15 protein-coding genes are annotated in these 19,291 nt (G+C 47.5%); 8 read left to right on the forward strand and 7 right to left on the reverse strand.

The annotated features are described in order from the left end of the window. Positions 1 to 6 precede the first annotated feature (6 nt). The 7 genes from GWP40_RS04750 (at position 7) to GWP40_RS04780 (ending at position 8,055) form a co-directional block, all read left to right on the forward strand. Positions 7 to 2,136 carry an ATP-dependent DNA helicase gene (locus tag GWP40_RS04750; protein ID WP_212566266.1) on the forward strand — a complete coding sequence of 710 codons (2,130 nt, stop codon included), beginning with the start codon at positions 7 to 9 and terminating at the stop codon, positions 2,134 to 2,136. A gap of 10 nt (positions 2,137 to 2,146) precedes the next feature. Continuing rightward, complete coding sequence (locus tag GWP40_RS04755) at positions 2,147 to 2,899, forward strand: lysophospholipid acyltransferase family protein (protein WP_212566267.1); 753 nt, start codon at positions 2,147 to 2,149, stop codon at positions 2,897 to 2,899. A gap of 164 nt (positions 2,900 to 3,063) precedes the next feature. Then, complete coding sequence (locus GWP40_RS04760; protein ID WP_212566268.1) at positions 3,064 to 3,738, forward strand: DUF2259 domain-containing protein; 675 nt, start codon at positions 3,064 to 3,066, stop codon at positions 3,736 to 3,738. Between the two features lie 63 nt (positions 3,739 to 3,801). Next, positions 3,802 to 4,455, forward strand: a complete 654-nt coding sequence (locus tag GWP40_RS04765) for a hypothetical protein (protein WP_212566269.1) — start codon at positions 3,802 to 3,804, stop codon at positions 4,453 to 4,455. Between the two features lie 46 nt (positions 4,456 to 4,501). Beyond that, the gene (locus GWP40_RS04770; protein WP_212566270.1) at positions 4,502 to 6,643 is read left to right on the forward strand and encodes a methyl-accepting chemotaxis protein; all 2,142 of its coding nucleotides are present in this window, start codon (positions 4,502 to 4,504) and stop codon (positions 6,641 to 6,643) included. Then, a complete protein-coding gene (locus tag GWP40_RS04775; protein ID WP_212566271.1) occupies positions 6,640 to 7,362 on the forward strand; it encodes a YkgJ family cysteine cluster protein in 723 nt (240 codons plus the stop codon). Before GWP40_RS04770 ends, GWP40_RS04775 begins: the two co-directional genes overlap by 4 nt. 21 nt (positions 7,363 to 7,383) lie before the next feature. Further along, positions 7,384 to 8,055, forward strand: a complete 672-nt coding sequence (locus GWP40_RS04780; RefSeq protein ID WP_212566272.1) for a shikimate kinase — start codon at positions 7,384 to 7,386, stop codon at positions 8,053 to 8,055. Here the strand turns inward: GWP40_RS04780 and GWP40_RS04785 are convergent. Continuing rightward, positions 8,052 to 9,926 carry a hypothetical protein gene (locus GWP40_RS04785; protein WP_230974609.1) on the reverse strand — a complete coding sequence of 625 codons (1,875 nt, stop codon included), beginning with the start codon at positions 9,924 to 9,926 and terminating at the stop codon, positions 8,052 to 8,054. The two genes, GWP40_RS04780 and GWP40_RS04785, sit on opposite strands and share 4 nt — an antisense overlap. Before the next feature lie 281 nt (positions 9,927 to 10,207). On the opposite strand from GWP40_RS04785, the gene GWP40_RS04790 reads away from it, so the two are divergent. Further along, entirely contained in the window at positions 10,208 to 12,295 is a 2,088-nt protein-coding gene (locus GWP40_RS04790; RefSeq protein ID WP_212566273.1) for a methyl-accepting chemotaxis protein, read from the forward strand. A 157-nt stretch (positions 12,296 to 12,452) separates the two neighbouring features. Here the strand turns inward: GWP40_RS04790 and GWP40_RS04795 are convergent, their stop codons facing one another. The 6 genes from GWP40_RS04795 to GWP40_RS04820 form a co-directional block, all read right to left on the reverse strand. Then, positions 12,453 to 12,875: an ATP synthase subunit K gene (locus GWP40_RS04795; RefSeq protein WP_006187911.1), complete on the reverse strand. Its 423-nt coding sequence runs from the start codon at positions 12,873 to 12,875 to the stop codon at positions 12,453 to 12,455. Between the two features lie 164 nt (positions 12,876 to 13,039). Further along, positions 13,040 to 15,010, reverse strand: coding sequence for a V-type ATP synthase subunit I (locus tag GWP40_RS04800; protein ID WP_212566274.1), 1,971 nt, complete (start codon positions 15,008 to 15,010; stop codon positions 13,040 to 13,042). Beyond that, positions 15,007 to 15,624 carry a V-type ATP synthase subunit D gene (locus tag GWP40_RS04805; RefSeq protein WP_162664304.1) on the reverse strand — a complete coding sequence of 206 codons (618 nt, stop codon included), beginning with the start codon at positions 15,622 to 15,624 and terminating at the stop codon, positions 15,007 to 15,009. The genes GWP40_RS04800 and GWP40_RS04805 overlap by 4 nt, the downstream gene beginning before the upstream one ends. Before the next feature lie 30 nt (positions 15,625 to 15,654). Further along, entirely contained in the window at positions 15,655 to 16,974 is a 1,320-nt protein-coding gene (locus GWP40_RS04810) for a V-type ATP synthase subunit B (protein ID WP_212566275.1), read from the reverse strand. Continuing rightward, on the reverse strand, positions 16,955 to 18,748 hold the full coding sequence (locus GWP40_RS04815) for a V-type ATP synthase subunit A (RefSeq protein ID WP_212566276.1): 1,794 nt from the start codon (positions 18,746 to 18,748) through the stop codon (positions 16,955 to 16,957). Before GWP40_RS04815 ends, GWP40_RS04810 begins: the two co-directional genes overlap by 20 nt. Continuing rightward, positions 18,745 to 19,290, reverse strand: a complete 546-nt coding sequence (locus GWP40_RS04820; RefSeq protein ID WP_212566277.1) for a hypothetical protein — start codon at positions 19,288 to 19,290, stop codon at positions 18,745 to 18,747. Before GWP40_RS04820 ends, GWP40_RS04815 begins: the two co-directional genes overlap by 4 nt. Position 19,291: the final 1 nt, after the last annotated feature.

Below are 19,291 nucleotides of genomic sequence, written 5' to 3' on the forward strand. Positions count from 1 at the left end.
TCTCTCATGCACTACGAAGATGAAGCGGAGGAACGAGTATACCGCCGCCTGAATGCCGATACAATAGTCGGCTACCTTGAAGAAACCGGCAATTTTGCCTCTTTTTTTGATCATTATGAAGAGCGTCCCCCGCAGCTTGATCTGACCCGCGCAATAACCCATTGCTTTAACGACAGCGCAATCGGCGTTTTTGAAGCGGGAACCGGCGTCGGCAAGAGTTTGGCGTACTTACTTCCAGCCTTTGAATGGGCGCTTGCCAACAAAGTCCGCATTGTTATCTCTACCGGTACCATCAATTTACAGCATCAATTAATCGATAAGGATGTCCCCGACGCCTTAAAAATACTCGGTATATGCGGCGAGCAATCGGAACAGCCGCAAGCGGTGCTCATTAAGGGGCGGCAGAATTACCTTTGTTTGCGGCGGCTTATGCAAACGATACAGGAGCCGGATCTCTTTAGTCAGGAGGCGGAAGAGCTGGCCGCCATTCAAAAATGGGCGCAAACGAGCAAAGACGGCGCCCGCTCTTCGCTCCCGTTTATGCCCGCTGCAGGGCTGTGGTCAAAGATTTGCTCCGAATCGGATAACTGTCTCGGGCAGCGCTGCCCTTTTTATTCCGACTGCTTTGTGATGAAGATGCGTAAAAAGGCTGAAAAGGCGGCGCTCTTAATTGTCAATCACCACCTGCTCTTTGCCGATCTTGCCAGCAGAAAAGAGGGCGCCGGTTATGATTCAACCGCGGTGCTCCCGCCCTTTAACGCAATCATCTTTGACGAGGCTCATACGATTGAAGAGGCGGCAAGCGGATTTTTTTCGCGTACCTTTTCCCGCTATGATTTAACCCGCTGCATTACAACGCTTTCCCGAACCAAAAAAGGGAAGGCCGTCGGCTGCCTCGAAAAAATCACTGCGGTTTCTACTAAAGCCGAACTGATGCCGGCGATCATCGGCGCACTTACTAAAACGCAGACGGCTTATTCCGCATTGGAGGCGCGGGCTCTTTCGTTTTGCGGGAATGTAAGCAGTCTCGGTTTTACTCAGGTACCGGCATCGAAGACGGCGGCGCTGCTTGCCGCGTGCAAGGATTTTTATGCAGAGCTGAATATCCTCAATGTCAAGCTCGCGGTGCTGATTACCAATGCCGAACCGGACGAAGGTTCTCCGTATGAAGAAGCGGTGCGGGAAGGTTCGCTCGCACTGCACCGGCTGCAGGATATTTCCGAAACACTCGAAAACTTTTTCCGCTGGAAGGAACTACCGGATTTCGTCTTCTGGATAGAAAAATACCAAAGCCCTGCGGGGGAAGTGCCGTACTTTAATCAAACGCCGGTGGATATGTCGGGGCTGCTGCGGCAGGCGGTATTCACCCCTTTCGATACCGTTATTGCGCTTTCCGCAACGCTGAAAATCGGTACGAGCTTTTCGTATTGGCTGGGAAGGGTCGGCTTGCATCCTTTTTCCGATAAGCCGGTACGCACCGGTACCTTTGATTCTCCTTTTCCGTACGATAAAAATGTGCTTTTGAACATTCCGACCGATGCGCCTGCCCCTGATGATGAGCAGTTTCAGCAATTTGTGAATACCGCCGTTACTAAACTGATCGAGATGACCGGAGGAAAAACGCTTGTCCTGTTTACTTCTTACGAGTCGTTAAAACAAACTTGTGCGTACGCCCGCAAGGAACTCCCCGATATGGAGCTTTTGCAGCAGGGGGAGGACGACCGCAGCCGCCTATTGCAAACCTTTAAAGAGCATATCGACAGTAGCTTATTCGCGACTGCATCGTTTTGGGCAGGCATCGACGTACCGGGAGAGGCGCTTAGCCATGTCATTTTGGTAAAACTGCCCTTTGCGGTACCGAGTGCGCCGCTTTTCCGCGCCCGTGCGGATGCCATCGAAAAAAGAGGGGGTAGCTCGTTTATGCAATTAAGCGTTCCCGAGGCGGTCGTACAATTCCGGCAGGGCTTCGGCCGCCTGATGCGCTCGCAGACAGACCGCGGCATTGTAACGCTGCTCGACAAACGGGCGCTTGTTAAGCAATACGGGAGAATTTTTATCGACAGTATTCCCAAAACCAAGCAATGCTTTGCATCTTTAGAAGAAATAGTCTATACTGTCGAAAACTTTTTGTATTGATAGGATCTTTATGCTGGGTATTTTTTGTATTATATGCTGTGTCGGCGCTTTAGCCGGATGGGCGTTATTAAACCGTATTGCATACACCGTATACCGGCCGTGGTGTAAAAAAATCAATGCACATATTTCAACCGTTATCGCTCACCGTATCTTTTCAATCTTTTCCGCTTACCTTAATTTCCGTTTTAAAGGCGACTATACTCTTGTGCCGCAGTTGCCGGAGCAATATTTGCTGATTTCCAACCATCAGAGTATTTTGGATATTGTTGTGTATATGAACTATCTCGGCGGAAAACGGGTTCGTTTTGTTGCGAAAAAAGAACTTGCAGACCATGTGCCGTTAGTTTCCGTTATGCTAAAAAGCGACGAGCATTGCCTTGTACGGCGTACCGGCAGCCCCAGCCAAGCGATGCAGGCAATGGATTTATTTGCACAACGGGTGGTGCGTAATAATTGGATACCTATCCTCTTTCCCGAAGGTACCCGCTCAAAAAACGGCGAAGTCGGGACTTTTCATTCGGCAGGATTCCGGCGGTTTTTATCCAAAGCGCCTATGCCGGTCGTTGTTGCTGCGGTTGACGGCGGATGGAATATCTCTTCGATAACCCGGATGGCAACAAACTTGCGCGGCGGTTCTTATCGTGTAAAAGCGCTTAAAATATATCCTGCGCCTACCACAAAAGAAGCGCAATTAAAAGTTTTGGAAGAAAGCAAAGAACTGATACAGGAGCAGCTTACAGTCTGGCGGCAGCCGGGTAAGTAAGTAATGGATAATGGATAATTTGTAGTTTCTTTAATTGGTAAGTGATTTCGATTACTTTGAACAAGACAAAGTTCTTGTTTGGTTTCTCCTTTTTAAAGTTTGCTTTTTATATTCCGATAAAGGTATAGAACCATTTTACGCATCCTTTATGTGCAGGAGTTGTTATGCGAAAACTTTATACCATAATTGTTATGGCGGTCTTGGCGGCTGCCGTTTATGCAGGAGACATTGCAAACTTTGTGAATTTAGGCTTTTCTGCCGATGGAAGCAAGTTCGCTTTCGGCCAATACGGTTTACAGGATAAAACCTATCGTGCTTATGCTGAAATTTATGCTGTCGATGTAGGCGGCAATACCTTTCTCCCCAACGGTATTTTCAGGACATCGCCCTCAAAGCAGACAGAAGGCAAAGAGAGTAAATCGACCTTCCTTGCGCTGCAGAATAGAGCGCAAGTTTCTCTGAGTAAATGGGGCATTTCCGAAACACGGCAGGGACGAGTTCTTTATGTGCAGACAGAAGCAACGGAAGGGAATCAGACATTGTTCTTCCGCGACTTCCAAACAAGCGATGAGTACACGGTTGTGCTGAATACGACACAAAAATCAAAAACAGAAAGTTCATTCTATTTAACGGTAGAAAAAACAAAACCGAACGGAACCAAGGTAAAAAAAGATGTCGGCCGTCCCGATTATGTCAGAAGCGGTGTTAAAAATTATGCCGTTAAAAAGATATTGATGGATGACTCCTCGCGTGCTATTATTTTTATTATTGAAAAAAAAGAATATTCCGCTGCGGGTGATTCCTTCCGCTATATGGTTGAGGCAACCTTAATCGAATAGGAGTGCAGATAAAAGGCGGTTCCGCTATTTGATTTTTTATTTATTCGGTATATACTGGTAGCTATGAGTACTGATATACTGATAACAGACGATCGTTTAAATTTTTCGTTAAGCTTAGCTGATTTTTTACGGGTACAGGGTCAGCGTGTAATCGTTATTTCCGATGCCGAACGGACAAAAGAAAAAAAAACGGAGAATACGATAGGTCCTGTGCTATTATGGAACCGCCAATCCGTATTTTCTCTTCAATCTTTACCACTTCAATTTAAAACGTTACAGTTGAATATTGAAACTGCACTGCTGATCTTCGATGCACCGGCATATACCGAATTATATTCCAATACCGGTGTGTTGCATGCCGACAAGATCGTTACCGAATTGATTACTGCAAATATACAGTTGGTCTATACATTTATGCGGTATTTTATTCATAAAAAATCCGGAAAATTAATATTCGTACATCGGGATGTCTCTCCTTCATGCGGAAATATACCGGTTGCCGCTGCTTCCGGGGCATTTGTGCGGATGGCGGAGGCAACGGTGGCAACGCTTGCACAGGAAGAAAATGCTCTTTTGCAAACAATGCTTGTTCGCCTTGAGGGAGAAGATAATGCGCTTTATACCGAATGGTTGGCTGCACAAATAAACCAGCCTGCATTATCGCGTATGCCCGGCAAATGGATTAAAGCAGGGCAGCGCGGATTATTTGGAAAATAGGTTCTGTCATTTAAGTATTTTTTAATTGTTATTGAGGAGAGAAAAAATGGATACGAGAAAAAAGAATATCTCCCTGCGTACTAAAATTTTGGTTGCCGGTGTCGTTACGTTGTGTATTTTAATAATATGCGCTTGTGTTATCATCGGTTTTCAACTATATCAGGTTAATATAAAACAATATGATCGAACCTCATCTCAACAGTTTTCGCTTATAGAACAAACGATCAACTTGTTTATGCAAAATAATAAAAACACGGTAAAAATGCTTGCAGACCATCCTACGGTACAGGCCGCCGATGAAACAATTAATAGCTATATGTCTGCAAAACAAGACGTTATCGTAAAAAATACGCAAAAAGGCAGTACGGAACAAGCAATGGTAACGCTGTTTAAGCGCATTCATGGAAGTTATCCCGATACTGCGGAAGTATATTTCGGATCAAAATGGGGCGGCTATGCAACCTCTTGGGATGGGAGTATGAGCGCCGGTTATGATCCTCGGAAGCGTTCATGGTACCGACAAGCAGAAGCTGCCGACGGCGATACCATTGTAACACCCGCTTATATGTCAACAATAGGTGCGTCTGTTATCTGTTTTTCTCGGCGAGTATTATCACCGGCAAAAGAATTTATTGGATGTGTGAGTGTTGAGGTAAAACTTGAGCAACTTACTTCTTTTATTGATTCGATAAAGGTCGGCAAGACAGGATATGTAATGTTGTTTCAAAATGATGGTACTATTTTAGCTGATCCGATGCATCGGGATTTAGTGTTTACAAAGCTGGATGACACCGGTAATCAATATCTTAAAAACTTTCAAAATGCCGGTACCAAAGCGGAAGTTGTTACTATTGATAATATTCAATGGCGGGTACGAGCCTTTTCAATCGATGAATTGGGATGGAAAATAGCGATATTGGTGCAAAATAGTGAAATATTGGAAAGTTTTTACCGAATTGTTATTAGCATGGCTGCCGTTGGAACGGGGATGCTGATTATATTTTTCTGGCTTATTTTCTGGGTCTCCAAACGCTTAAAAGGGTATTTTCGAAAGCTGCAGCTCATCTTTACAAAAATGGCATCCGGCGATCTGACAGGGCGATTTTATATTAAGAAAAATGATGAAATAGGTCGTTTGATGATCGATTTTAATACGACAATGGATAAAGTTGCCGGTATGATTAATTCGCTTATCCATGAATCGAAGACGATGCAGCATGTGGGAGATGATCTTTACAATAATATGGCTGAAACGGCAAGTGCGATAAACGAAATTAGTGCAAATGTAGAAAGTATTAAACGGCAAGCGAAAACTCAAGCTTCAAGTGTTCAAAAAACGGGCAATGTTGTTGAAAACATTATCGAACAAATTCAAGAACTTGATACAGACATTACAGTACAAGCAAATGCCGTTACCCAGTCTTCCTCTGCAGTTGAAGAAATGGCTGCAAATATCGTTACTATTACGCAAACGCTTGAAAAGAATAATGATTTGATAAAAGAGATGTATTCGATGACCCGTGATGGGAAAAATGGCGCTAAAACGGCAAACTCGGTAGCTCAGCAAATAGCGGAACGCTCGGATGCGCTTTTGGAAGCGAGTGTGATTATTCAGAATATTGCAAGTCAGACAAACTTGCTCGCAATGAATGCCGCTATCGAAGCCGCACATGCGGGGGAAACCGGAAAAGGTTTTGCGGTTGTTGCCGATGAAATCCGTAAACTTGCGGAAGAATCAAATGAACAAGGAAAGCAAATCGGCGGTGTTCTGAAAGAGTCTATCGAAATCATTCGTACTCTGATAACTGCCGGTAATGGCGCCGAACAGACCTTTGATAAAGTATATGAACTAGCAACCCAAATTTCCGATCAGGAAGACTTTATTACACGTTCTATGCAAGATCAGATGAATGCGAATAAAGAAGTATTGAGTGCGATTAAAGATATCAATATTACCACTACTACGGTAAAAGCCGGTTCGTCAGAAATGCTTTCGGGTAGTGGAGAAGTTGCGCAGGAGATGAATAAACTGGACGGATTGACTCAGGTTATTACCAACAGCATGGACGAAATGTCTGCCGGTACTATTCAAATAAATAATGCTGTGGTAGAAGTAAATGATCTGGTACAAAAAAATAAAGAGAGTATCGAAATATTAGCGAATAAGGTAAAAGAATTTACGGTATGATAAAAGAAGCGGAAAAATTTGCGGGTACTGTGATCTATAATCTTTTGACGGCAGTTGATTCGTTGTATAATGATATAGACGCAGATCAAAAAATATGGAAGGCAAAGAGTCCTATGCACTGCCCTGACGGCTGCGGCAGCTGTTGCGTTCATTTTGAACCTGAAGTATACGAGGCGGAAGCCTTATATCTTGCAGCCTGGATGATGGAAAATCAAACTGAGCGGGCTGACCGTATTGCGGAAGCGGACACTGATACTTTTATCGGAGGCGACGGCTGCGTTCTGTTTGACCCAGAAAGCCCGCACCACTGCACGGTATACAAAGGTAGATGCTTGATATGCCGCTTATTCGGCTTTTCGGGAGACCACGGTAAAGACGGTACTATCCGCTGGAAGCCGTGCAAGTATATGCAGCCGTCCGGAATCGCCGGTAATGCAGCACACGGAATTTCCGGTACCCCTGTCGATGGGACGGATATGGTGCAAGATGTTCAAACGGGGCGCCAGTATGGGCAGGAAGAGATGATGCGGTTATTCGGGGCTGTTCCGCCGTACATGGGCGCCGCTTCGTCAAGTCTTTTGGCGCTGAATCCTGATGATACGCATCCCCGTCCGCTGCGGATTGCGCTCCCCGCTGCAATTAAAAAGCTGAAAATGCTATTGCGCTTTATCACGCCGCCCGAACCCGATTGTCCGTCGCCGCATCCGTTAAGCGCCTAGCGGCACCGCTATTCTAAACCGATGATACTTTTGGGCTTGAGCCATGCAGGGAAGACCTCCGTAGGGCGGCTCCTTGCCGAACAGCTCAGGCTTCCCTTTTATGATACCGATGAGCGTATCTGTATCCGCACCGGCTTAACGCCGCGGGAACTTTGCCGTCAAGCTGGTTTATCCGCCCTACACGCTGCGGAAGCCGCCTCCTTGCGTGAATGCTGCGGCATTAACTTTGCAGTAGGGACTCTGTTGCCCACACCTGAGTTGCAGTTATCCACGGTCGAGCCGTCACAGCAACCAATGCCTCTGCCGCTGCGAACCGGCGGCGTTGCTGAGAACGGGCAGGGTACAGCAGCCGAAAACGGCGCTGTCATTGCGGCGGGCGGCGGCATCTGCGATAACACGGAAGCGTCCACTATCATTGCGGCGATACCGCTGCGGGTATTCCTTTATGCAACGGAAGCGGTGCTTTTTGAACGCTTGACACATGATGCGCTGCAAACAGGCTATTATCCGGCATTTTTACACTTTCTGCCTGTGGCTCAAAAAGCGGAAGCTCAACAGCTGTTTACCGAATTGTATGTGCGCCGCACCGAACTGTACCGCAAAAGCAGCAATCTCATCATCGATACGATCGACTTGGATTGCGCTGCCGTTGCTCAGAAGATTGTAGCCTCATTATTCTGCGGACGCGGCTAAAAAGTAGCTGATACGTTTGCCGCTCGAATCTGATATACAAGTTTAACATCGTAATACGGCTTTTCGTTTTTCACCGACACTTCAAGTTTGCCGGAATGTACTTTTCCGATACCATTTCGCTTAAAACTGACATACACACCGCCGCCGTACACGGGACATTGCAAATATATAAGGCGTTCTTTCTTATTTTCTTCTTTTCGTATTGCTTGAGAAAACGAGCCGTTGATACCGCAAAAAACGCCGTCGGTAATGCAAAAACTGCTATTTGCATAGGCGGTGTATTTTTTCAAGATAAACGGATTGGCACTTTTGTCCTGCATTTCAACCGAAGCCCCGACGGCAGCCTTTTGGAACCATTGAATGCCGCTAAACCATTTCGGTTTGCTTATGCAAGTCAGCTCCGTTTTAACCGTATGTAGTTCATTGCGGTAATCCCAGCTTGCCTTCCAACGAATCACTTTATGTTTTACCTGTGTAATAAGCCCGCCGTTATGCAGCATTGTTCTATCTTCCATACTGAACCCATAGAGCGCGAACAGCGAGAAAAGACCGATCTTAAAGTGCGGCTGAATAAAAGCGGTAACCTGTTCGTTTTGCTGTTTTCCATCCCAGTTAACGGCATGCGCTCCGGTATAGCTGCCGCCGGTTCGTATACCCGCATACCGGTACCAAGCATCGATTTCGGCTTGTACCGCGCCGGAAACGGTTTTGTCTGCCGCATAGCTGCAAAAACCGGTCGTTGAAAACGAGACAATCGGATGGGTAAAAACGGCATTCAGACCGAAAAGCGTGTGATAGCGTTGCCGTGTATATTCGCCGTTTATATCTAAGGATGTATTTGGAGTACCGGCCGGTTGACCCGCAGAAGCGTCTCCTCCTGCAGACTTTGCGGTAGATGTTTTTACCTCTCTAATCAATTCCGGCATAAAAGTAGTAAGGTATTGAACGGCAAAGTTGATATCAGCTTTTTTTCGATTCATACGCCAGCCGCCCATAATGCCGTAGCGCATCCGCTGCTTCTTTGGCTCGGGGCTTGCAAAAAAAGCTCCGTTCCATCCGCCGCCGTATACTTCAATCCCATATTGAATGGCTTTCTGTGCACTCCCGATACCGATAAACTGTTCTCGAGGGAATTTAAACCCGCCGTAGCTTGCCTTCGTTTTGGAATAATCGGTAAAGTTCGCGGCTTTTAAGAAACTGTCAAAGGTTAGGTTACCTGCGCCGAGGAACAGCGTCGGAATAGGCTTTTCAGGAAAAGAAGACTGCAGCGCTGCAAGCGGATACAGTCCAACACCGAAATTTCTCACCGAAAGTTCAAAGTAGGGTACGGGCATCGGCGATTCAAGTTGTAAATAGCCGATGTAGCCGCGGCCGCTGATTCCGGTGGAAATCCGTGCTCCTTTGCGAACGCTGTGCGTATATCGAAAAAAATAATCGCGTTCCGATACGGGAGTGCCGGTATTTGCTGCATTGCCTTTTTGCAGGTTTGATACGGCAGCTGCTGTAGTGGCTTGATCTTTAGTTGCTTCGTTAGCCTGCTGTCCGTCCGCTGTTTCCGATTGTTGTCCGGCGCTGCCTGTTTCCGGTTTAGCATCCGTACTGTTCGGTTGCCGTTTACCGCTTCCGGCTTCCGCACCGGTTTCGGGAGCTTGCTCCGAATCGTATTCCCTCTCCGTCTCGGTGTCGGAATCCTCATCGGTATCGTCTTCGTCCTCGTTTTGCTGCCCGAATATAAAACGGTCATTGGCCATGCGGTCAAAAAGTGACTGTTGCCCGTAGCCTTGCGTAGAAGCGTATCCTAAGAGGGTAACAAACATACACAATAGGGTTGGCATACGTTTGATGCCGTAATAAAATCTTGTAAAGTTCATACTCCCCTTATGTGGCACGAGCAGCATTTTGGCTAAGAAATTTTTATATTTTGTGAAAAAAGTTAAAAAAATATGAAATACGTTATGACTGTTGGTTACTCAGCAACGCCGTAGACGGTATGCATATTTTTAAAAGGTAAGGAATTGACATGATAGATATAGATAATGATAATAAACAGTATATCATCTCTAGAAACTGCGTTTTTTTGAGATTTCCATTAAGCAATTAATAATCGTTTTACCGCTTTGCGGCCATATTCGTTTTAGTGTGAGGAGAAGCTATGAAGAAACAACTTGGTTTGCAAAAAAGACTGATTATTATTTTTGCAATATTTATTGTTACGGTATCGATTTTGCAAACCGTTTTAGCAGGCAGTATTGTCAGACGGTCAATTACCGCAAAAGTCATGGAGTTATTGCAAAACAAGGCGGTTACAACTGCTGAAAAAATCGATCATGAAATTTATGATCTTTCTTTCTGGTTGGAGGGCGTTGCCGATAGTCCCGTCCTATTTGATGAAAGTTTAAGTATTCAGAAACGGTTGCAAGAGATTGACTTCCTGATTAAACGGCAACCGTCCGTAAAGAACTACGGTATGGCAGGGATGGACGGGAACCTTATCCGTGCCGACGGCAGCAGTTTCTTTTGCGGGAATCAATCGTGGTACAGCATGGTCATGAGCGGGACGCCGTTTTTGTCCGAGCCTTTCCAAGCAGGCAAAGATGTTTTTCTCATTTCGTATGCAATTCCCATGTATGACAAGGATAAGCAGATTACCGGTTTCTTTTCAATCGATATCGACGGTCAATATCTTTCCGATATTTGTAAAACAGTTACCGTCGGTACGAGCGGTTCCGTCTTTATAGTTGGAATTAGTAGGAACATTATCGGTGATACCGATTTTAGCCGTGTTACTGCAAAAACGTCTATCACTGAGGCTGCGACTGACGATAAAGATATGGCTTCGTTATCTGCTCTTGTCGAATCGGTTTTTAACTCAAACGATGTTGTAAGCGGTTCAGGTTCGTATAACGGCGAAACTCAATTTGTTGTAGGAAAGAAGATGGAGACCGGTTGGGTAGTGATGCTGCGTGCTCCTGCAAAAGAGTTTTTAAGCGATGTTCGTACATTGAACCGTTGGATGTATTTGATCGGGATAGCAATGCTAATTATCGCTGCTGTCGTAGTGTATTGGTTGTCGCACCGGATTATCGGGCCGATTGTACGTGTGGCGACTGCGTTAAAAGATATTGCACAGGGAGAAGGAGATCTAACCGTCAGCTTACCGGTAACCGGTTTGGATGAAATTCGCAATCTTTCCGAGTATTTTAATGAAACAATCGGGAAGATTAGAGCCTCAATTCAATCGGTTGATAAAAACACCGGCGCAATGACAAAGATAGGCGATGAGCTTGCGCAAAATATGTCGGAAACTGCCGGAGCAGCGAACGAAATCAGTACTCATATTGAGGATGTAAAACGAAAGATATTTACACAGGCTTCTAGTGTTACCGAAACTTCCGCGACCATCGAAGAAATTATCCAAACTATTAAGCAGTTAAACAGCAGTATTGCAACCCAAGCTGCAAGCGTTGCGGAGTCTTCTTCGGCAATTGAAGAAATGGTTGCCAATATTGCTTCGATTACTAAGACTTTGGAGAGAACCGATGAATCGATAAAGTCCCTCGCATCTGCCACTTCCGACGGCAAAGAAACGCTACACAGCTCTAATGCCATTACGCAAAAAATTGCCGAAGAGTCGGGCAGCTTAATAGAGGCGAGCGGTGTTATCCAACATATTGCCAGTCAGACCAACCTGCTTGCAATGAATGCGGCAATCGAAGCGGCTCATGCCGGTGAGGCGGGGAAGGGCTTTGCAGTTGTTGCCGACGAGATTCGCAAGCTGGCCGAAGATTCGGCGACACAGGGAAAGACTATTACGACGACGCTTAAACAGTTCGGTACGGAAATCGAAAGTCTCTCCGCTTCGGCTCATACCGTTGAAGAAAAATTCAATGTTATTTTTAATCTGTCGGAACAGGTTAAGATGATGAGTAATCAACTGACCGAGGCAATGCGCGAACAGGAAAATGCCAGTAGAGAAGTTCTTACTGCAATTAAGAATATCAATACGGTTACAGTTGAAGTTAACAGCGGTTCTTCGGAAATGCTGAAAGGCGGTGAAAAAGCTGCAAAGGAAATGGCGATACTTGACGACCTTACCCGTGTTATCACCGGCAGTATGGACGAAATGACCTCTGGTGCATCATATATCAATACATCCGTGCAGGAAGTTAATCAAATCACCCAGCGTAATAAAGAGAGTATCGCCGGACTTGCTGCAGAAGTAAGCAAGTTTAAAGTGTAAAGCCCTAAAAGGTACTTACACCGGATATGTTTCTTCGAATGGTTGAATAGCCTATTTTATTATGCGGAGTTGTTAAAAAGAAATCTGATTATGACTCACGAGTCATAAAATAAAAAACGGATTCCGGCACAAGCCGAAATCCGTTTAAGCAGCACTGTTAGCAGTTAATCAGTCCGAAAACCATAACGAACAGCGCAACGGTTTCGCAAAGACCGACAACGGTGATGTACTGACCGAAGCCCTTACCGGTTTCCGCCAACGCATCGGAACCTGCTGCGGAAGCCTTGCCCTGTGCAATAGCGGAAGCTGCGATACCGAGACCGCATGCAACACCAACACCTAACAGAAACCACGGATCCGCTTTTGAAGTAAGCATTTTGTTCATCAGCAGGAAGCCGTAAATGGTTTGCGTGAGCGGGGCGCCTGCAAATGCGAGGAGGATGAAGGGAGCCGGTTTATTATTCAAATAACACCGCTTCCACGCTCCGATTGTGCCCTGTCCTGCGATAGCAAGCCCTAATGCCGATCCGAATGCCGAAATACCGAGTGCAGCTGCTGCACCAAACATACCAAAACTCATTGAAGTCCTCCAAGTAATATCTACATGATCTATCTCACCGCTCCCGCGTATGAAATAAGAAATGTTAGCGTTACCGCTTTCTATCCGCCGATACTGACGTACCGGCATTTTATCATATATTCTAAGAACGTCGGCTTTTTAAAAGCTTCTCGTTTTAGAACCCCTTATTCTGCAAAAGGTTCGTATTTAAACCCTGCCCACGTTAACCCGACATGGTTTGAAAACTCTAAGGTATTAAGCCGCACCCCGTGTACGATAACCGAAAGTACGTTCATAATATAGTTCAACCCGTGTCCGAAGAATAACAGCAGCACACCTAAAAAGATGAGGAAGCTGCCGAGCGCCGGACCCGCCATCTGGTTGACTGTCGCGCTGATTGCAGAACCTGCAAGCCCGACTGCCCAAAGGCGGATATAACTCATAATATCGGCAAAGACGTTTACCACCCCTAAGAACATCGTGATAATATTTTTAAGGCTGTCTACAATACTCTGCCCGATACCGGTTTGATAATTTGAAAAAATAAAGTTAAGCGCAAAGCCGCCGCCTACCGCAATCATTACCGGTTGGTTAATCTGATACCGCTCGGCGCTGACGACAAGGCTGAGTACCACGATATACATACCGCAGAGCATCGCAATGGAGCCGACATGTCCCAGTATCTGCGGAGAACGGATATTCCGCACAATCGAGATGATATGCCCGATTGTCAGCTGAATAAGCCCGAGTGTAAAGCAGAACTGCATCAAGTTGGCATTTCTGATGCTCTCTTCCGTTGCGTTCGAGATAGCCGGTATGGAGAGATTTTTCATCCATGCGGGGATGTACTCCACCGAGATGCCGAACCAGTTGCAGGTTGCAGTCCCCCAGATAACAGTTAGAACACCGAGGTAGAGGAACATCTGCATAGCGAGCGGAGCGGGCTGCTCCTTCGCTTTTGCTTTGACGATTCCGATCAGTGATAAAATCACGAGGATGGCGCCGTAGCCTGCGTCCCCGAAAATCATCGCAAAGAAGATACCGAAAAAGAGCAGGAACCACAGCGAAATATCGGGTTCGCGGTAGCCCGGCACCGTACCGAGGAAGTCCGTCAGCGGGGTAAGCAACTGCACAAACCGATTATGCCGCATTGCAGTCGGAACGGCATCTTCTTCAGCCGGATCATCAGCAATAAATGCCCAGCCGTTTGCCTTTGCAAGCCCTGCAAAATCAGCTTGTTTTTCAGCAAGGATATAACCGGAAAGCCGTGCAAGCCGTATCGGCTCTTTTTCGGCATTCCCGGCAGTGCCGTTTGCAGCATTACTTGAACCGACCGCCGCAGTAGCTGCGCTGCCGGATGCAGCAAGCGTTACCGAGCTATCGGCACCGGAAGCAGCTGCCGTATCTTCCTCAAGCGGAATGACTTCCATACCGGCACGGACGCTTTCAAACTCAATCTCTTTTGCAAGCTTTTTTGCCTCTGCCTTTAACGGTGCAAGCAATTCAGTCCGTGCCCCAATCTTTGCTTTGAATGAGGGCAGCTGTTTTTGCAGCCGTTCCCTTTCGGTATGCATTGCCGAAAGCCGCATATCCGGTAAAATAAGCGGACTAAAATCGGACGGCAAATCGGCAGGAACATCTGCGGTTTCGGACACTATCGCAAAGCGGACTGTTTTTTTGCCGCCTGCAAGCCGTACCGTTTTAATCGTTTCAGGCAATGCTGTATATGACTTTTCCGGAAGCTCACCCATCGTCAAATAGATGCCATTTTCTTCAAAGCTGTGTATATCTTTGGGCTCAAAATCCCCCCAAGCATTGTATGCTTCAATGTCGCCGGTTAGCTTATTGATTGCAGCCCGTGTATTTGATTCTTGGTCTTTGAGGTCAAGAATCTCGTCAACTGCCTGCAATAAGTCATTCCGGCTCAATGTGAGCGTTTCAGTCTGTGCTTTTTCAGCTTTTTTCGGCTGCGATTCGGTAATCAATGCTTCCGCTTGCTGTACTCTCGTGTATGTGTTTTGCAATTCCGCCAAGGTATCGCTTGAAGCGTTTTCCTTTTCGATATGCACCGCACCGAAGTTCCGCAATGTTTTTAACGCTGCCTTTTTCTGAGAATCCAGCACAAGGAGCGTCAGTTTTTTCATCGGTAAAATCATGCTGTTTCCTCCTCATCCGGAGCGTTCTTTTCCAAGTTTTTCTTGGAAATCTTCCCGCGCACAACCGCCGCTACCTGCTGATCTCCCAGATACACGGAAATTTTTTTGATGTTCCGCTTTGTTTCCGGTATCTTTACCTTTTCAAACAAGTTGACCCGCTGCGTTGTGGTACGCAGTTCGTTGTTGAGCCGTGCAACCTGTTCGTCGAGGATTTGGGCTTCAAGATCGAGCGATAAAACCCGCTCCATCCGGTCGCAAGCAATGTCGAGCCAGAGCGGCGTTGTAAAAAGATCGTAGCTGCTGCGTTCAAAGTCCGCCCCGGAAAATACCGGTATCGAAACACCGGCAATATTTCCCGTCGAGGTACGCACTTCTTTCACCTTGAGGATTTCAGGTGTAAAGACTCCCGCTTCACCGAAGACGGCAATCCACTGCTCAAACTCCTTGTGCAGCGCGTCTCGGTTCAGCCGAACCTCTTTTGCATGCGTCTCAATCGTGCGGATTTCGGTTTGCAGCTGCTGTTTTTTAAGCTGAAGCGTCGGCAAGTACCGCTGGAACATCTTAAGCGATTCTTTTTGATTTTTCAGCTCGTTTTTCGTCAGTTTAATAGCCATCGCTATTCCTTATAATTAGAAGGAAACGCATTAATCCGCAGTGGGATTGTTCTGCGCATCCTTGGGCCAGAAGGTTTTAATCAAATCGGACTTAATACCGGTTTCCTCAGGAGTAAAGCAGGATGAAAGAATCTTCCATCCGTTATCGAGCGCTTCCTCAAGCGGAATGTTCACCGACAAATCCATCATGCGGGATTCAAAAAGTTCACCGTATTTCAGCAGTTTGCCGTCCCATTCGCTCATCATAAAGCCCATCGACTTTTTCTCAAGCGTGTCCTTGTAGGAAGCATAGAGCTTGATCATATTATCCATGAGCGCACGGTGATCTTCGCGGGTCTTGCCGTTGACGTTCTGCTTGAGACGGGAAAGACTTCCGAACGGTTCGATGCGTCCGTGTTTAAGATAGAACTGACCTTCGGTGATATATCCGGTGTTATCGGGAACGGGGTGCGTTACGTCGTCGCCGGGCATGGTGGTAACGGCAAGAACGGTAACCGAACCTGCATCGTCAAAGTCAACCGCCTTTTCGTAGCGGGCGGCAAGCTGGCTGTAAAGGTCGCCGGGATAGCCGCGGTTTGACGGAACCTGTTCCTGTATAATGGCAATTTCCTTCATCGCATCGGCGAAGTTGGTCATATCGGTTAAAAGGACGAGGACATCCTTGCCCTTGAGTGCAAACTGTTCGGCAACTGCAAGACACATATCGGGGATCATCAAACATTCTACCGTCGGGTCGGCGGCGGTGTGTACGAACATCACCGTGCGGCTCAACGCGCCTGCTTCTTCCAGCGTGTCCTTAAAATAGAGGTAGTCGTCGTATTTCAGTCCCATACCGCCGAGTACGATGACATCAACCTCAGCCTGCATTGCGATACGTGCGAGCAGTTCGTTGTAGGGTTCACCGGAGCTTGAGAAAATCGGCAGCTTCTGCGAAACCACGAGGGTGTTGAATACGTCGATCATCGGAATACCGGTTCTGATCATGCGCTTTGCCATAATACGCTTGGACGGGTTTACGGACGGGCCGCCGATTTCTACCATATTATCCTTGAGCATCGGGCCTTGGTCGCGCGGCTCACCCGAACCGTTAAAGATACGTCCGAGTAAGTCATCGGAAAAGCTTACCTGCATTTCCCGACCGAGGAAGCGTACTTCATCACCGGTGGAAACGCCGCGTCCGCCTGCAAATACCTGTAGCGAAACAAGCCCTCTATCCAGCTTATTGACCTGTGCGAGCGAGGTGCCAAAGCTTGTCTGTACCTGTGCAAGCTCCCCGTAGGACACATCTTCAGCCTTGACGGTTATAACCGAACCGTTAATGGATTCAATCTTACTGTACACTTTCTTCATGATGTGCCTCCGCTTCTTTTATGAGTTTTGCCGCTTTTTCATCCAGCCCGGTTGCCTTATCGGAAAGCGCTCCGGTAATAGCTGCTTCGTGCTGCTTAAATTCCGGCGATTCCCACGGCGAATAGTTATAGTCGATAAAGGACTGGCGCAGCTTGTTAAAGTATGCGCGGGCTTCATCCTTGGTATTAAAGGAGAACTGAGAACCCAATATGCGCAGGATCAGTTTGTAAATATAGCGCTGGCGCTCTACGGAAACGGCATCGTCAACCTTATCGAAGGAGTTTTGCTGTAAATAAACCGCATCGAGGAAGTCGCCCTTCAAGTAGACGATAAAGTCTTCCATACTGGTACCTTCTTCACCGACAACCTTCATCATCTGTTCGACCTCGGTGCCGCGGCGGAGCATTCCTCTGCCGTATTCCACCTGCGCCGTGCCGAGTACGCTCGGATATTTTGACCATGAATCGAGCGGGTGGATGGCGGGATATTTACGGGCATCGGAGCGTTCGCGGGAAAGTCCGTGGAAAGCGCCGACAACTTTCAGCGTTGCCTGCGTAACCGGCTCTTCAAAGTTACCGCCTGCGGGGGAAACCGTACCGCCGATCGTTACGGAGCCTTTGCTACCGTCCTTTAAGCGGACAATACCGGCGCGCTCATAGAATGCTGCAATGTAGGATTCCAAGTAGGCGGGGAAGGCTTCTTCACCGGGGATTTCCTCCAAGCGTCCGGACATTTCGCGTAAAGCCTGCGCCCAGCGGCTGGTGGAGTCTGCAAGGAGCAGAACGTCAAGCCCCATCTGGCGGTAGTATTCGGCAAGGGTAACACCGGTATAAACCGAAGCCTCGCGCGCCGCAACCGGCATCGACGATGTATTACAGATGATAACCGTCCGCTCCATCAGGGTGCGTCCCGTGCGGGGGTCAATCAATTCAGGGAATTCTTTTAAGGTTTCTACAACTTCACCGGCACGCTCACCGCAGGCGGCGATGATAACGATATCAACCTCTGCGTTACGGCTGGTTGCGTGCTGTAAAACGGTTTTACCGGCGCCGAACGGCCCCGGAATACAGTAGGTTCCGCCCTTTGCTACCGGAAAGAAGGTATCTACGGTGCGGATTTTGGTAACAAGCGTTTCGGAGGGCTTGAGCCGTTCGGCATAGCAGTCGATTGCACGCTTTACCGGCCAGCGGAAGCTCATCGTAAGCGGGTACTTTTTACCCCGTTCATCGGTTACTTCCGCAATGGTTTCGTGTACGGTGTACTGTCCCGCCGGTTTAATGGAAGAAAGCGTGTATGTGCCGTACATACCGAAGGGAAGCATAATCCGGTGGGTAAAGTTTCCTTCCGGCACGGTTCCCAGCACATCACCGCGCACGAGCGTATCACCGACCTGTGCAACCGGCGTAAAGTCCCACCGTGCTTCAGTAGAAAGCGCATTCAGATAGATACCGCGCTCCAAAAAGTAGCCCGCCTTTTCTGCAAGGTCGGGGAGCGGGTTCTGCAAACCGTCATACACTCTGCCGAGCAGCCCCGGCCCGAGTTCAACCGACAAGAGATCGCCGGTAAACTCAACTTCATCACCGACGCGGATACCCTTGGTAATTTCGAATACCTGCATCTGAACGACGGAGCCGCGTATACGGATAATCTCGCTCTTCAATTTAGTGTCGCCGATATGGACGTAGCCAACTTCGTTTAACGTAACCAGACCGTCAAACTCAACGTTGACCATATTCCCGTTAATACCGACTACCTTTCCTTTCGTTCCTCTCATATCTTTTCTCCGAGAATTTGTGTATAAATTGAGTGATATTCTGTGCGGCCGGTTTCCATCTTAAATTTTGAAGCCCGTTCGCTCAACAGTAATACAATTCCATAGCCGAAAACCGCTTCGCTGTCAAAGAAATGCAGTTTCCGCAGCTGATCTGCCGCCGCAAGCCGCGCATTCAGCAAATACCGTTCCGCCGCTAAGGGGTCATCGATGTTTGAAACCCCGCGCACAATAGCGCCGATATCAAAGGCGGAAGCAGGTGTTTCTGCAGGAGCAATCCGCTCATCCCGTTTCAGCCTTGCAGCGCGCATTTGTTCAAGCGCAAACCGCAGTTCCTGTTCAAACGCATACCATTCGTTCACCACAGCAGAAGCCGTATAGACAGCCTCGCGGGGCGGAACAAGCGTTAAAGATTCCAGCACGGCGGCATCTTTTTCAGTTAAAAACCGCAGGGCAAGCTCTTTAAATTGCGCGTAAGAAAGCGGCGGGTCGGTGTGCGGCATAATTGACGGCAGCTGAGCCATCAAATAATAGTATGAAGCCACT

This window comes from Treponema vincentii, assembly GCF_018336815.1.
GTDB lineage: Bacteria > Spirochaetota > Spirochaetia > Treponematales > Treponemataceae > Treponema.

What these genes read in the sequence shown, in the direction of transcription:
- GWP40_RS04755 (WP_212566267.1), top strand. Translation starts at nt 2,147, where the DNA reads ATGCTGGGTATTTTTTGTATTATATGCTGTGTCGGCGCTTTAGCCGGA.
- GWP40_RS04810 (WP_212566275.1), bottom strand. Translation starts at nt 16,974, where the DNA reads ATGAAGAAAGTGTACAGTAAGATTGAATCCATTAACGGTTCGGTTATA.
- GWP40_RS04775 (WP_212566271.1), top strand. Translation starts at nt 6,640, where the DNA reads ATGATAAAAGAAGCGGAAAAATTTGCGGGTACTGTGATCTATAATCTT.
- GWP40_RS04795 (WP_006187911.1), bottom strand. Translation starts at nt 12,875, where the DNA reads ATGAGTTTTGGTATGTTTGGTGCAGCAGCTGCACTCGGTATTTCGGCA.
- GWP40_RS04805 (WP_162664304.1), bottom strand. Translation starts at nt 15,624, where the DNA reads ATGGCTATTAAACTGACGAAAAACGAGCTGAAAAATCAAAAAGAATCG.
- GWP40_RS04785 (WP_230974609.1), bottom strand. Translation starts at nt 9,926, where the DNA reads ATGAACTTTACAAGATTTTATTACGGCATCAAACGTATGCCAACCCTA.
- GWP40_RS04760 (WP_212566268.1), top strand. Translation starts at nt 3,064, where the DNA reads ATGCGAAAACTTTATACCATAATTGTTATGGCGGTCTTGGCGGCTGCC.
- GWP40_RS04765 (WP_212566269.1), top strand. Translation starts at nt 3,802, where the DNA reads ATGAGTACTGATATACTGATAACAGACGATCGTTTAAATTTTTCGTTA.
- GWP40_RS04770 (WP_212566270.1), top strand. Translation starts at nt 4,502, where the DNA reads ATGGATACGAGAAAAAAGAATATCTCCCTGCGTACTAAAATTTTGGTT.
- GWP40_RS04780 (WP_212566272.1), top strand. Translation starts at nt 7,384, where the DNA reads ATGATACTTTTGGGCTTGAGCCATGCAGGGAAGACCTCCGTAGGGCGG.
- GWP40_RS04800 (WP_212566274.1), bottom strand. Translation starts at nt 15,010, where the DNA reads ATGATTTTACCGATGAAAAAACTGACGCTCCTTGTGCTGGATTCTCAG.
- GWP40_RS04815 (WP_212566276.1), bottom strand. Translation starts at nt 18,748, where the DNA reads ATGAGAGGAACGAAAGGAAAGGTAGTCGGTATTAACGGGAATATGGTC.
- GWP40_RS04790 (WP_212566273.1), top strand. Translation starts at nt 10,208, where the DNA reads ATGAAGAAACAACTTGGTTTGCAAAAAAGACTGATTATTATTTTTGCA.
- GWP40_RS04750 (WP_212566266.1), top strand. Translation starts at nt 7, where the DNA reads ATGCACTACGAAGATGAAGCGGAGGAACGAGTATACCGCCGCCTGAAT.